We start from the raw sequence: 14,432 nt of genomic DNA on the forward strand, positions 1-14,432 counted from the left end.
TCAGAGCACACCGACAGGATAGGAGCCCAGCACTTTCACCTCGGCGGCGCGCAACTGAACCTCCGCCAGCATGGCCGCAACACGCGGCTCCTCGCGGTGCCCCTTGAAGTCGATGAAGAACACGTAGTTCCACACGCCGGTGCGCGACGGACGGGTCTCAAGACGCGTCATGTCGATCTGGTGGCGGTGGAAAGGCTCGAGCAGGTCATGCAGGGCTCCTGGCTGGTTGCGCATCGCCACCACCAGTGAGGTCTTGTCCTCGCCGGAGATGGGCACGTCCTGGTTGCCGATGATCAGAAAGCGCGTGGAGTTATCCGGGCGGTCTTCGATCTTTTCGGCGAGCCTGGCGAGCCCGTAGAGCTTGGCGGCCATGTCGCCGGCGATGGCCGCACTGTGCCACTCGGTCTTGACCAGGCGGGCGGCCTCGGCATTAGAGGAAACCGGCACCCGCTCGGCCTGGGGGAAGTGGGCGTCGAGCCACTTGCGACACTGGGCAAAGGACTGCGGATGGGAGTAGATCCGCGAGACCTTGTCGCGGCGGGTCGTCTCGGCCACCAGCAGATGATGATGGATGCGCAGCACCACCTCGCCGCAGATGCGCAGGCTGGAGTCCATGAAGGAATCGAGGGTGTGGTTGATCACTCCCTCGGTGGAGTTCTCCACCGGCACCACACCATAGTTGACGGCGCCGGCCTCCACCTCGCGAAACACCTCGTCGATGGCGGCCATCGGCAGGCTGATCGCGCTCTCGCCGAAATGCTTGAGGGCAGCCTGCTGGGTGAAGGTGCCTTCCGGCCCCAGGTAAGCGACCTTGACTGGCTGCTCCAGGGCCAGGCAAGCCGACATGATCTCGCGGAACAGCCGTGCCATCTCCTCGCTGTCCAGCGGCCCCTGGTTGAGCTCCATGATCCGGCGCAGCACCTGGGCCTCGCGCTCGGGCCGGTAGAAGATCGCGCCGGGCTCATGCTCGGCCTTGATCTCGGCGACCTGCTGAGCGCAGGCCGCCCGCTCACTGATCAAGCGCAGGATGTCGTTGTCCAGGGCGTCGATACGCTGGCGCAATGCCTCGAGGCTGACGGTAGGCTCGGTCATGGATTATCCCCTGCGTTTCTCGAAATCGGCCATGAAGTCGGTCAATGCCTCGACGGCGGCTTCGGATACGGCGTTGTAGAGGCTGGCGCGCATGCCCCCCACGCTGCGGTGTCCCTTGAGGTTAAGCAGCCCCGCTGCCTCGGCCTCCTCCAGGAAGGGACGCTCCAGGCGCGGGTCAGCCAGCACGAAGGGCACATTCATCCGCGAGCGGTTGCGCAGCGTGACCGGATTGGCATACAGGCCGCTACCGTCGATGGCCGCATAGAGCCTCGCCGCCTTGCGCGCGTTGATGGCCGCCATGGCCGTCAGGCCGCCGATATCCTGCTTCAGCCAGTCGAACACCAGCCCCGCCAGGTACCAACTGTAGGTCGCCGGGGTATTGACCATCGAGCCCGCCTCGGCCAGCGCCCGATAGCCGAAGAGCGTCGGCATATCGTCACGGGCCCGGTCCAACAGGTCATCGCGCACGATCACCACCACCAGGCCGGCAGGTCCGATGTTCTTCTGGGCACCGGCATAGATCACCCCAAACTTCGCGACATCCAGCGGAGCGGAGAGGATCGAGGAGGACATGTCGCAGACCAGCGGCACCGGTGTGCCGTCCGGCCTCACGGCCTCGGGAATGTAGTCGAAGGCGAGCCCGCCGATGGTCTCGTTGGCAGTGTAGTGCAGGTAAGCGGCGTCCGCGGAGAGGACGATCTCTTGCTGGCGCGGCACGGCGCTGTGGCCGTTCTCCTCGCTGCTGGCGGCCACATGCACGTCGCCGAACAGATGGCGGGTCTCGCTGATCGCCTTCTTGCCCCAGATGCCGGTATGCACGAAGTTGGCCCGCCCGCCGGCCCCCAGCAGGTTGTAGGGCAGCGCGGCAAACTGCAGGCTGGCGCCCCCCTGAGTGAACAGCACCCGGTAGTTGTCGGGAATGGCCAGCAGCTCGCGCAGGTCGACCTCGGAGCGCTCGGCGATGGCCACGAAGTCCTCGCCGCGATGGCTCATCTCCATCACCGAGAGGCCGTGGCCGTGGTAGTCCAGCAACTCGTCCCGGGCGCGCTTGAGCACGGCCGTGGGTAGCGCGGCCGGGCCGGCACAGAAGTTATAGTGGCGTGTCATCAGTGTTACGTGTCCTTATTCCTGGGTCTGCTCACCGTCGGACTCTTGATCCCCGGCCGTCGATGATGCGTCGTCGGCAAAGGCGCCACCCGTCTCGACGCCCGGCGCGCCTTGATCCACGACCATGGCGTCCTCGGGCTCGTCGATGCGCACGGTCTTGACCAGCTTCTCGTCATTGCCCAGACGGATCAGCATCACGCCCTGGGTGTTGCGCGAGCTAATCGAGACCTCGTCGACCCGGGTACGCACCAGGGTGCCGCGGTCGGTGATCAGCATCATCTCGTCGCTTGAGTAGACCTGCATGGCCGCCACCAGGGCGCCGTTGCGCTCGCTGGTCTGCATGGCAATCACGCCCTGGCCGCCACGCCCGCGCAGCGGGAACTCCTCAAGGCGTGTGCGCTTGCCGTAGCCATTCTCGCTGGCGGTAAGGATGTATATCTGGCCGCCATTGCCGTTGATGACGCTTGCACCCTCCTCGGCCTCGGCCTCGATGTCGGCCTCGGCATCGATCTGCTGGCTCTTCGGGATAATCAGGCTGATCACCTCGGCGTCTCCCAGCAAGCGCATGCCACGCACGCCGCGGGCGGTGCGGCCCATGGCGCGAACATTGGACTCCTCGAAGCGGATCGCCTTGCCGTTGGAGGAAAGCAGCATGACGTGATCGCTGCCCGTGGTGATGGCGGCTCCCACCAGGCGGTCGCCCTCTTCCAGGTCGATGGCGATCAGGCCCACGCTGCGCGGCCGCGAGAACTGCTCGAGGTTGGTGCGCTTGACGGTGCCGCGCTCGGTGGCAAAGAAGATGTAGCACTGCGGGTCGTAGTCGCGCACCGGCAGGATGGCATTGATGGCCTCGCCCTCCTCCAGCGGCAGCAGGTTGACCAGCGGCTTGCCGCGCGAGCCACGGCTCGCCGCCGGCATCTCGTAGACCTTGAGCCAGTAGACCTTGCCGCGGTTGGAGAACAGCAGCACGGTGTCGTGGGTCGAGGCCACCAGCAGATGCTCGATGACGTCCTCATCCTTCATGGCCGTGGCTGACTTGCCGCGTCCGCCGCGACGCTGGGCCTGGTAGTCGGAGAGCGGCTGGGTCTTGGCGTAGCCGGTGCGTGACACGGTGACCACCATGTCCTCCTCGGCGATCAGATCCTCGAGGCGCAGATCCAGATGGCTGGCCTGGATCTCGGTCTTGCGTGGGTTGCCGAACTGGTCGCGCACCGCGATCAGTTCCTCGCGGATCACTTCGAGCAGCCGCTCGGCGGAGGCCAGGATGGCGGTGAGCTCGGCGATCTTCTCGAGGATCGAGAGGTACTCGTCGAGCAGCTTCTCGGTCTCCAGGCCGGTCAAGCGGTGCAGGCGCAGCTCGAGGATGGCCTGGGCCTGGGCCGGCGACAGGCGGTAGTCGCGGCCGGTCTGGCTGAGGCCGAAGCCCTCTTCCAGATCCTCGGGCTTGCAGGAGGTGGCACCGGCACGCTCGAGCATGCCGGTGACCTGGCCTGGCTGCCAGGACTTCGCCAGCAGCTTCGCCTTAGCCTCGGAGGCATTCGGCGAGGCCTTGATCAGCTCGATCACTTCGTCGATGTTGGAGATGGCGACAGCCAGGCCCTCGAGGATATGACCGCGTTCACGGGCCTTCTTCAGCTCGAAGAGCGTCCGGCGGGTCACCACCTCGCGGCGGTGGCGGACGAAGGCCTCGAGGATCTCCTTGAGGTTCATGATCTTCGGCTGGCCGTCCTCGATGGCCACCATGTTGATGCCGAAGACGGTCTGCAGCTGGGTCTGGGCGAAGAGGTTGTTAACCACCACCTCGCCGGATTCGCCACGCTTGACCTCGATCACCACCCGCAGGCCGTCCTTGTCGGACTCGTCGCGCAGCTCGGCGATGCCCTCGATCTTCTTTTCCTTGACCAGCTCGGCGATCTTCTCGATCAGCCGCGCCTTGTTCACCTGATAGGGCAGCTCGTTGACGATGATGTGATCACGGCCGCTCTTGTCATCATGCTCGATGGTGTGACAGGACCGCACATAAATCCGCCCGCGCCCCGTACGGTAGGCCTCAAGGATGCCGGCACGGCCGTTGATGATGCCGCCGGTGGGGAAATCCGGGCCGGGCACGTGCTCCATCAGGTCGTCGACGCTGAGAGTGTAGTCGTCGATCAGCGCCAGGCAGGCGTTGATGATCTCGCCCATGTTGTGCGGCGGGATATTGGTCGCCATGCCCACGGCGATGCCCGACGAGCCGTTGATCAGCAGGTTGGGGACCTTAGTGGGCAGCACCTCGGGAATGCGCTCGGTGCCATCGTAGTTGTCGACCCAGTCGACGGTGTCCTTTTCGAGGTCGGCAAGCAGCTCATGAGCCAGCCGAGCCATGCGCACCTCGGTGTAACGCATGGCAGCGGCGCTATCGCCATCGATAGAGCCGAAGTTGCCCTGGCCGTCGATCAGCACGTGGCGCATGGAAAAGTCCTGCGCCATGCGAACGATGGTATCGTAGACCGCGCTGTCACCATGGGGGTGGTACTTACCGATCACATCGCCCACCACACGAGCGGACTTCTTGTACGGTTTGTTCCAGTCATTGCCCAGCTCATGCATGGCGAACAGCACACGCCGATGTACCGGCTTGAGTCCATCACGCACATCGGGCAGCGCACGGCCGATGATCACGCTCATCGCGTAATCGAGGTACGACTGCTTGAGCTCGTCCTCGATGTTGACTGGCAGAATCTCTCTGGCGATGTCACCCATGGGTCGTCGAATCCTTTGCACTGCAACAGGTTGGCGCGTCACGTGGCCGTGACATGGCGCGCAATATCAGCCTGACATCATATCATCCCGGACGGTGCAAAGGGAGCTATGGGCGCACCAGCAGCGCGAGGGTTTCACGGTTCTCGTCGCCGATCTCGATAGCCGGTGAGCCGCCATGTCGCGCAGCATGAAGGTGATGTTGGTACTGGCACCAGCGCTTGGCTTTGGCCATAATGTGCCCCCCTTTCTCTCGGGAAATGCTCCATGTGGTTCAAGCACTTGCACCTCTACCGCCTGCACGACGCGCCTGAACTGGACGCCACCAGCCTGGAAACCGCGCTGGGCGAGCAGGCCTTTCGCCCTCTGGGGGGCAGCGAGGCACGCCGCCTGGGCTGGTCGGCGCCTGCGGGGCGGGCCAGTACGCAGCTGCTGCACGAGCTGCAGGGCCAGCGGCTGATGACCGCGCTGCGCCAGGAACGCCTACTGCCCGCCTCGGTGGTACGCGAGGAGGTCGAGGAGCGCAGCGAGGCGATCGAGACCCGCGAGGGCCGCAAGCTACCCCGCAAGGAGAAGCTGGCGATCAAGGAGCAAGTCTACGAGGAGCTGCTGCCCCGCGCCTTCGTGCGCAGCCACAAAGTCGACCTGTGGTGGGACAGCCGACGGGGACTGATCGCCATCAATGCCAGCTCGCGAACCCGCGCCGAGGAGCTCCTCGACCTGCTGCGCGAGACCCTGGGCAGCCTCAAGGTGACCCCGCTGGCCAGCCAGACGCTGCCCATTCGCGCCATGACTACCTGGCTCGGCGACCCGAGCTCGCGGCCTGCCGACCTGGTGCTCGGCGACCAGATGGAGCTCAAGGCCAAGGGTGACGATGGCGTGCTGCGCGCCCGCTCGGTCGACCTTGATAGCGACGAGATTCAGCAGCTTCTGGAGAGCGGACGCCAGGCCAGTAAGTTGGCACTGTCGATCGAGGGGCGGCTAAGCTTCGTGCTACATGATGACCTGGCGATCAAGTCCTTGCGCTTCGACGATGCCCTGATCGACGAGGCGTCCCAGGCCGATGACGGTGATGACGCCCTGGTGCGACTGGAGACCGATTTCATGCTGATGACCCAGGCGCTGGCCGAGAACATCGAGCGCCTGATCGAGTGGCTGGGTGGCGAGGCCGGCAGCGCCGCCGGCACCCGCAGCGCCTGATCGCTTCCGACTACGGCCTGGACCACATGACCACGACTGACCCATTGCCCATATCCGACCCTTGGGCGGAGATTCGCCCTTACCAGGATGAGGAGGTGGCCGAGGTTCTCGCGCGCCTGGCCCACGATGCCGAACTGCTCGACGCCCTGACCCGCTATCGGCTGCCGCGGCTCAGCCGCCTGATGCCGCGCCTCTCGCGCCTGCTGGCCAGCGCCGCCATCCGTCGCGAGGTGCGCGGCGTGTGTGACGTGCATGACTTCCAGATGCGCATCGCCAGCTACATGCAGCGCATGATTCGGACCTCTACCGACACCTTTCGGGTAGTCGGGCTGGACTCGCTGAACCCGGACACTGCCTACCTGTTTATCGGTAACCATCGCGATATTTCGCTGGATCCGGCCTTCGTCAACTATGCCCTCTACCTGGCCGGACGCGACACCGTGCGCATCGCCATCGGCGACAACCTGCTCAAGAAGCCCTATGTCAACGACCTGATGCGCCTTAACAAAAGCTTTATCGTACCGCGCAGCGCCCGCGGCAAACGCGCCATGCTAGCCGCCTACCAGCAGCTCTCCGCCTATATTCGCCACTCCATACGCGAGGACAACCACTCGATCTGGATGGCCCAGCGCGAGGGGCGCGCCAAGGATGGCATCGACCGCACCGACCCGGCGATCATCAAGATGCTGACCATGGCCCGGCGCGGTGAACAGCGCCAGGCAAGCATCGGCGAGGCCATCGCCGAACTGCGCCTCGTGCCGGTCTCGATCAGCTACGAATATGACCCTTGTGATTGTCAGAAGGCCCGAGAACTGCACGCCATGCAGACCAGCGGCAACTACCAGAAGAGCGAGTTCGAGGACATCAGCTCCATCGTCGCCGGCATCACCGGCCACAAGGGCCGAGTGCAGCTCACCTTCGGCACCCCGCTCACGGCACAACTCGACGACCCCGAGGCCGTGGCTACCGAGATCGACCGCCAAGTGCTGGCCGGCTACCATCTATTCCCCAGCCACTTCCTGGCCCTGGAGACGCTGGGCAAGGCCCCTGAGCTGCTCGACCTGAGCGAGGTCAGCGATGCCGATCGCGCACGCTTCCAGGCACGCCTGCAGGCGATACCCGACGAACTTCGCCCGTTCTGGCTGGCCCAGTACGCCAACCCGGTACTCAACAAGGCGGGGCGCTGCCAGTGATAGACAAGACATGAGCCATCCGACACCCGCGCCCGGCACTCAGCACCAGCCGCCGGCACAGGAGCGCAACACCCAGGCCCGTCAGGCCCACCAGGTCACGCTGATCGGCGCTGCCATCGACCTGGTGGTCGGCGTGGCCAAGATGATTACCGGATTCATCGTAGGCTCGGCGGCGCTGGTAGCCGACGGCATCCACTCCTTTTCGGATATCCTGACGGATCTGTTCGTCATCGCCGCCACTCACTTCGGACGCCAGGAGCCTGACAAGAACCACCCCTATGGCCATGGCCGCATCGAGACCCTGGCCACCCTGTGGCTGGGCAGCGTGCTGATCTTCGTCGCTGGCGCCATTGCCTGGTCGAGCATCACCCGACTGGTGGCCGGGGCGGCGGTGCCCGCACCGGGCCCGTGGGCCTTCGCCATCGCCGTGGTGGCGCTGCTCGCCAAGGAGTGGATCTTTCGCTACACCCTGCGCGTGGCAAGACGGATCAATTCGCGACTGCTCGAGGCCAATGCCTGGCACTCGCGCTCCGATGCACTGTCCACGGTGGTGGTGCTGGTGGGTCTGGTGGCGGCCCAGTTCGGCGTGGGCTGGATGGACGGCGTGGCCGCTGTCGTCGTGGGGCTGATGGTCGGCCAGGTCGGCGGACGCCTGCTGTGGGAGTCTAGCCAGGAGCTCATCGACACGGCGCTGCCCCTTGCCCAGCGCGAGCGCATGCAGGAGATCGCCGAGCGTGTTCCCCACGTCAACGGAGTGCATGATTTGCGCACCCGCAAGCTCGGCAGCGATGTAATCCTCGACCTACACATCGTGGTACCGCCGCGGGTCACCGTCTCCGAGGCCCACGAGATTGGCAATGAGGTGAGCCGACAGCTACGCGATACCTTCACGGAGCTGGCCGACGTCACCTTCCACATCGATCCCGAAGACGATGCGGGCGAGCTCGAGCACAGCCTGCGCCCTGGCCTGCCGCTGCGCAGCGACGTGGTAAAGCTCCTCGATGACACCTGGCACGGACTACCCGTCTGGCATGCCCGGGTCGCGATGGATCTTCATTACCTGGATAACCAGGTGGATGTCTCCCTCTACCTCGACGCGCTACCCGACGGCCAGAGCCTCAATGACGTGGCCAGCGAACTGCGCCATGCCGCCCGCAACCTCGAGTGGCTAGGCCGGCTGCGGGTCTGGCTGGGTCCCGGCAAGGGCTGAGGCAAGGATCGCATGCGCCTCACGCGTCTCGCATAAGATATCTACGCCCCCTAGACTCGAACAACCGCTCGCTCATCCAGGCCCACTACATGCCGCCGCCTTCCCACCGAACCCTCGATTCGCCCGGGCGCCGCCGTTTCCTGTCGACGCTCGGTAGCCTGTCGCTGGCTATCGGCTTGGGGCTGCAGCCATCCTCAGCGCAGGCCGACTTCTCAGTGCAGCGCCTGCGCCAAAGCATGCAGCGACTCTATGGCCCGCGGGGGTTATCGAGTCTCGAGGCATGGTTCGCCCTGGTCGAGCGTCTGGCTGGCGCCGACCTGCGCACCCAACTCGAGGGCGTCAATGATTTCTTCAATCGTCGCATCCGCTGGATCGACGACATCCATGTCTGGGGGCAAGAGGATTACTGGGCGACACCGCTTGAGGCCCTGGGCCGAGGTGAAGGCGACTGCGAAGACTATTCGATTGCCAAGTACGTCACGCTCAAGGAGTTGGGAATACCTGACGACCAGCTGCGCATGATCTACGTGCGCGCACGCATCGGGCGCAGCAGCATCACCCAGGCCCACATGGTGTTGGGTTGGTACCAGACCCCTTCAGTACAGCCGCTGGTGCTCGACAACCTGGTACCGACCATCACGCCGGCCGAGCTACGTACCGATCTCGACCCGTTATTCAGCTTCAACAGTGACGGTCTGTGGGCGGGTGGCAGCAGTCAGTCCCGCGCCGATCCACTGGCCAGGCTGTCACGCTGGCGCAGCGTCATCGAGCGCATGCGCGAACAGGGATTCATCTGATTCGGGTGCCGTACCCGTAGGGAGAACAACGACATGTCGCTTATCAAGCAGCTCTGGCTCACCGTCATCTTCATCTTGCTGCTCGCCTTCGGCGGCAGCCTGTTCATCAGCGTAACCTCCAGCCGTCATTACATCGAGCAGGAAGTCGAGATCAAGAACCGCGACAACGCTAACGCCCTGGCGTTGACCATGAGCCAGATGGATAAGGATCCGGTGACCATTGGTCTATTACTGGCCGCCCAGTTCGACACCGGCCACTACCGACGCATCGAGTTGCGTGACCCACAGGGCGAGATCATCGATCTTCGCGAGGGTCCTGAAGGGGTGACAGACGTACCAGCCTGGTTCGTCGAACTGGTGGACTTCGAGGTCGTGCCAGGCCGCGCCGTGATCCAGGACCGCTGGAGACAGTACGGCACCCTCATCCTGCAGAGTCAGCACAGTTACGCTTACCGATCCCTGTGGCGGAGCACCCTCGCGCTGTTGGGCTGGTTTTTCCTCGCCGCTGTGCTCAGCTTGCTGCTGGCCGGGTGGATCGTCCGCACCATCCGCCAGCCATTGCGTCATGTCGTCCAACAGGCTCAGCAGATCGGTGAACGGCGCTTCACTACCCTTCCCGCCCCGCGCACCCGCGAGTTGCGCGAAGTGGTGATGGCCATGAATCAGCTCTCCAGGGCGGTACGCGACATGCTTGGCGAAGAGAGCCAGAAGCTCGACCTGCTGCGTCGTCGCCTGCAGCACGACAGCGTGACCGGCGCGCTCAAGCGCGACGCCTTTCTCGACCAGTTACAGACCCACCTGGAGAGCCAGGATAGCCGAGCCAGCGGCACCCTGGCCCTGGTGCGCCTGGCCCGGCTGGCAGAGGTCAACGAGCGACTGGGACACGGCGACACCGATGCCCTGCTGCACGTGCTCGCCAACCGTCTGGAGCAATTCGGCAAGGTGTGCGGCGGCGGGGTCGTCGGACGCCTGAATGGCAGCGACTTCGCCCTGCTGCTGCCCGGCAGCCATGATCTGGAAACATTGCGTGATGAGCTCGGCAAGCGGTTCACTGAGCTGCGACAGCATAACCCCGTGCCACTCGGCCTGCCGGCAGCGCTGATCGACTATGCCCAAGGTGACCAACGACGCTTACTGCTGGCCAGCCTCGACGGCGCCCTTTCGGCTGCCGAGAGCCGTGGCGACCAGAGCCTGGTTATCGCTCAGGGCCCGCAACGCCTCAGCCTATTCACCAGCCATGACGAATGGCGCTGCGCCCTTCACGAGGCAATGAGCAAGGGCATCTCTCTCGCTCGCTATCCGGTGCTGGATAGCGAGGGCAAGCTCCTGCACTTCGAAAGCCCCTCGCGGCTGCGACTGAACAGCGAGTGGCAGCCGGCCGGCGTGTTCATGCCCTGGATCTCGCGGCTCGAGCTCAACAGCCAGTTTGACCTGGCGGTAATCGACGAGGCGGTGCGAGATATCAGTCAACGCCACGAACCGCTAGGCATCAACCTCTCAGCTGCTTCGATCCAGGATGCTCGCTTCGTCATGGAGCTTCAAGCACGTCTCAAGGCCCGGCCAGAAGTCGCTGAGCGCCTCTGGCTGGAGATCCCCGAATCCCTGGCAATCCATGACCTGGCCCGCTTCCGCAGTCTGTGCCAAGCATTGCAGCCGCTCGGTTGTCGGATCGGCCTTGAACACGTAGGCGCCGAGTTCACTCGAATCGCCGATCTTCAGGATCTAGGGCTTGCCTACCTCAAGATCGACAGAACCCTGATAAAAGAGGTCAACAAGGTCGCCGAGCAGCAGACCATTCTGCGCGGCATGGCCACGCTCTGCCATTCCCTGGGCATCCTGGCCATCGGCGAGGGGGTTGAGAACCTCGACGAGGCCAGCATGCTCTTCGAGCTGGGACTGGATGGCGCCACCGGCCCCGGCATTCGTCAGCACGACAAGCCGACGGACTGCTGACCACGACACAGGCTGGCACTGTGGAGAATGCTGGGCTGAGCTGTTGTCATCACGGCCCTTTTACCGGCGCTAGATGACGCCACTTCCCTCGTCGCTGCCGGACATCAGTTGCAGGCCATTGAGCCGACGACGCAATGATTGGCGTTCCATCACCTTATCCCGCGCCGGTTCCGGCAGGTCAGTGAAGCTGATCACCCCCTTGTCCATCAACAGTTCGATCACATCCTCCAGTACCCGCACGAAGGCCAGATCTGAGGCCTGGAAGTGCTCCTGTCCACGACTTACTTCACTGCCCATCAAGAAGGCAATCAGCTCCGGTGAATCGGACGGCAGGTATTCGCTACACTCGAGTGTCTCATCCCGACTGACCAGCGCGATGCCACCTGCGTCGTCGCGTTTAATGTACATAGTGACTCTCCGAACACAGGTAATAGCAGGTTAACAAAATGCCCCGCCCGGGTAGCCGGGAGGGGCAAAATACTGTCTAAACGATCAATGATCGATGGAGTTATTCGATGTATTCAAATCCTCGTGTGAGGCAGGAAAATACGTAGGTGTATCGACCTGTTCCCCAGAAGATGGCGATTTTTTTGCCTCATGAGAGTCAGAGCTGTCCTCCTGAAAAAGAACATCACCCTCACTCGAGAGTACGTCTTCAGCGCTTAGCGTATTTTCTGAGTCATTGCCAGCCTGGGTCGTGGTTTGCGCACTCTCTTCTAATGGCCCAGAGGATTCAGCAGCGTCTTCTGATTCCTCCTCCTCTTTAATGTCCAGTGATAGCGGCTCATCCTCCTCGGGAAGCAGCCCGATCTCAGGGTTATCCTCCGAGAACTCAGACCCTGGGCTGTCGGCAAAGCTGGTACTCTCGCCGATGGTCACCTGCGATTGGTCATGCACTACCTTGTCGCTACCTTCATTGTTACGGGCTTCGCTTTCTGAATCGAAGTTGAGCTCAATGCTCTCCACACCCAACTCATCCACAGACACCAGTTCATCTTCGTTGGTGCCGGTAGCATGCCGCTCACCGTTACCCTCGCCCTTCTGGTCACCATGACTATGACTACCGGCAATACCGTTTTCCAGGCCCCCGTCGTCATCCCGGTTACCGTCGTCATCCCGGTTACCGTCGTCATCCCGGTTACCGTCGTCATCCCGGTTACCGTCGTCATCCCGGTCACCGGCGTCATCCCGGTCACCGGCGTCATCCCGGTCACCGGCGTCATCCCGGTTACTGGCGTCATCCCGGTTACTGGCGTCATCCCGGTCGCCGGCGTCATCCCGGTTACCCTCATCAACCAAGTTATCATCGTTGATCGGTGGTATTTCATAGTTCGCTAGATTGCTGATGGAATCCACAGTCAGGGTGGCGCTGTCCGTGTCACCGTAAGCATCCACGACAGTGTAATCAAAGCTTTCCTGAAGCGTGATGTCAGTAAGGAAGTAGTCTCCGCCATCGCTTTTAACATTACTTTGCTGGTAAGGAAGCCCCTCAAACGCAATGTAACGAAAATCACCTGCCTCCTCAGCCGAGACGTTCACTCGACCGATATTATTGCTACCGATCCGGAAAGTGACATCACTTGAGCCAAAGCTACCGCTGCCGGCTAACTCGCCTGGTTCATTGTAGGTATACCAGGCACCGCTTTCTCCGCCTTTTTCATTACTGAACAGATTGCTGACGCCAAATGAGAAGCCTGCACCTTTGATGCTGTCTCCCATATCAGCGACCAGGACTTCGCCATTATCGTTGATCTGCGCGGGTACTGGACGACCACTACTTCCCGCAACTCCAACCCCTTTGCCGTCGCTCACCTGCACACGCTGCATGGCGTCGGTATCAAGCGTAAAGTTATTCAGCAAATTGCTTTTCAGGTTGCCGTCGCCTTCGGTAAAACCATAAAGCACTGGTTGAGGTTGGCTGGAGACATAGTCGTAACTACCGTCGCCATTAAGCGTTAGCGTACCGAACTGACCTTGGATGGACCCCCCGACATTTTCGGTACTACCTTCGACGGCGCTAACTGTCAGCGGATCGTCATCCGGGTCAGAGTCATTCGACAATACGCCGTTATTATCATCAACATTCAGCGTTTCATCGAAAGCAACTTGGTTGGTGTCATCTTGGGCGTCCGGTGGCTGGTTGGCTTTTTCGTCGTCGACGATGGTGGCGTCGGCGCTGTCATTACCCACTAGGTCGGAGCCGGCAGTGAGGCTGAATGTTTCATCACCTTCGTTGACGTCGTCCTGGATGGTGTCGACGCTGACGCTCAGCGTGGTAATGCCGGCCGGCACGGTGTAGCTGCCGTTGGCGTTGGCGGTGAGGGTTTTCGTGGTGCCGTCGGCGTCTTCGTAGCTGACGGTCATGTCGCCTATGTCACTCGCTTCGGCGTTACTCAGCACGGTGTCGATGTTCAGATCGTGGTCGGCTTCGAGGGCGTTGCTCAGGGTCACGTTGAACATGGCGGGGTTGCCTTCGTTGACATCGCCACCGCCGGTCACCGCGATCGTCGGGCCGTCGTTCTGGGCGGTATAAGTCGGCGTCGCCGCGGCATTGGCGGTGGCGTTGGCGCTGTCGGTGGCAGTCAGGCTCACCGCGGGCAGCTCGGTGCCGGCGTTGATGGCGTCGACGCCGGCCTGGGTGAGCACCACGTTCTCGCCGTCGAAGGCGTAGTAACCGTCGTTATTCGTGCCCGGCGTGAAGGTCACTTGGCCGCCACCGGCGGTCAGGGCGCCGTCTTCTTCGTCGCTCGCCGTGAACGTCGCCACGCTCTGGCCCGCCACGGCGTCGTTTTCGTTGAACGCGGGTTCGGCAGTGACCGCGATCGTCGGGCCGTCGTTCTGGGCGGTATAAGTCGGCGTCGCGGCGGCATTGGCGGTGGCGTTGGCGCTGTCGGTGGCAGTCAGGTTCACCGCGGGCAGCTCGGTGCCGGCGTTGATGGCGTCGACACCGGCCTGGGTGAGCACCACGTTCTCGCCGTCGAAGGCGTAGTAGCCGGCGTCGTTGCTACCTGGGCTGAAGGTCACTTGGCCGCCACCGGCGGTCAGGGCGCCGTCTTCTTCGTCACTGGCGCTGAAGGTGGCGACGCTCTGGCCCGCCACGGCGTCGTTTTCGTTGAACGCAGGCGCCGCGGTCACGTCGAT

General features: G+C 63.1%; 11 protein-coding genes. 5 read left to right on the plus strand and 6 right to left on the minus strand.

What is annotated here, in order from left to right; all coding sequences use genetic code 11:
- The 4 genes from pheA to DFO68_RS15915 form a co-directional block, all read right to left on the minus strand.
- Entirely contained in the window at positions 1-1,092 is a 1,092-nt protein-coding gene (gene pheA, locus DFO68_RS04235) for a prephenate dehydratase (RefSeq protein ID WP_133482372.1), read from the minus strand.
- Positions 1,093-1,095: 3 nt separating this feature from the next.
- Complete coding sequence (serC, locus tag DFO68_RS04240; RefSeq protein WP_133482374.1) at positions 1,096-2,199, minus strand: 3-phosphoserine/phosphohydroxythreonine transaminase; 1,104 nt, start codon at positions 2,197-2,199, stop codon at positions 1,096-1,098.
- A gap of 15 nt (positions 2,200-2,214) precedes the next feature.
- Positions 2,215-4,941, minus strand: a complete 2,727-nt coding sequence (gene gyrA / locus DFO68_RS04245; protein WP_133482376.1) for a DNA gyrase subunit A — start codon at positions 4,939-4,941, stop codon at positions 2,215-2,217.
- Positions 4,942-5,047: 106 nt separating this feature from the next.
- Positions 5,048-5,173, minus strand: coding sequence for a hypothetical protein (locus tag DFO68_RS15915; RefSeq protein ID WP_279512792.1), 126 nt, complete (start codon positions 5,171-5,173; stop codon positions 5,048-5,050).
- 32 nt (positions 5,174-5,205) lie between these two features.
- Between DFO68_RS15915 and DFO68_RS04250 the strand changes: the two genes are divergently transcribed.
- The 5 genes from DFO68_RS04250 to DFO68_RS04270 all read left to right on the plus strand — a co-directional run bounded on the left by DFO68_RS04250 (position 5,206) and on the right by DFO68_RS04270 (position 11,291).
- Complete coding sequence (locus DFO68_RS04250; protein ID WP_133482378.1) at positions 5,206-6,138, plus strand: recombination-associated protein RdgC; 933 nt, start codon at positions 5,206-5,208, stop codon at positions 6,136-6,138.
- A 26-nt stretch (positions 6,139-6,164) separates the two neighbouring features.
- Positions 6,165-7,331 carry a 1-acyl-sn-glycerol-3-phosphate acyltransferase gene (locus DFO68_RS04255; protein ID WP_133482380.1) on the plus strand — a complete coding sequence of 389 codons (1,167 nt, stop codon included), beginning with the start codon at positions 6,165-6,167 and terminating at the stop codon, positions 7,329-7,331.
- A 10-nt stretch (positions 7,332-7,341) separates the two neighbouring features.
- Positions 7,342-8,541 carry a cation diffusion facilitator family transporter gene (locus DFO68_RS04260; protein ID WP_133482382.1) on the plus strand — a complete coding sequence of 400 codons (1,200 nt, stop codon included), beginning with the start codon at positions 7,342-7,344 and terminating at the stop codon, positions 8,539-8,541.
- A gap of 89 nt (positions 8,542-8,630) precedes the next feature.
- Positions 8,631-9,338, plus strand: coding sequence for a transglutaminase-like cysteine peptidase (locus DFO68_RS04265; protein WP_133482384.1), 708 nt, complete (start codon positions 8,631-8,633; stop codon positions 9,336-9,338).
- A gap of 33 nt (positions 9,339-9,371) precedes the next feature.
- Positions 9,372-11,291: a bifunctional diguanylate cyclase/phosphodiesterase gene (locus DFO68_RS04270; protein ID WP_133482386.1), complete on the plus strand. Its 1,920-nt coding sequence runs from the start codon at positions 9,372-9,374 to the stop codon at positions 11,289-11,291.
- A gap of 69 nt (positions 11,292-11,360) precedes the next feature.
- On the opposite strand, the gene DFO68_RS04275 is transcribed toward DFO68_RS04270, so the two are convergent.
- Both DFO68_RS04275 and DFO68_RS15455 read right to left on the minus strand, forming a co-directional pair.
- Positions 11,361-11,699: a tryptophan synthase subunit beta like protein gene (locus DFO68_RS04275; RefSeq protein ID WP_133482388.1), complete on the minus strand. Its 339-nt coding sequence runs from the start codon at positions 11,697-11,699 to the stop codon at positions 11,361-11,363.
- 84 nt (positions 11,700-11,783) lie between these two features.
- The coding region (locus DFO68_RS15455; RefSeq protein WP_166637519.1) for an Ig-like domain-containing protein at positions 11,784-14,432 on the minus strand (2,649 nt) is incomplete at its 5' end.

The sequence above is a fragment of the Halomonas ventosae genome, assembly GCF_004361885.1.
Classification (GTDB): Bacteria; Pseudomonadota; Gammaproteobacteria; order Pseudomonadales; family Halomonadaceae; genus Halomonas; species Halomonas ventosae_C.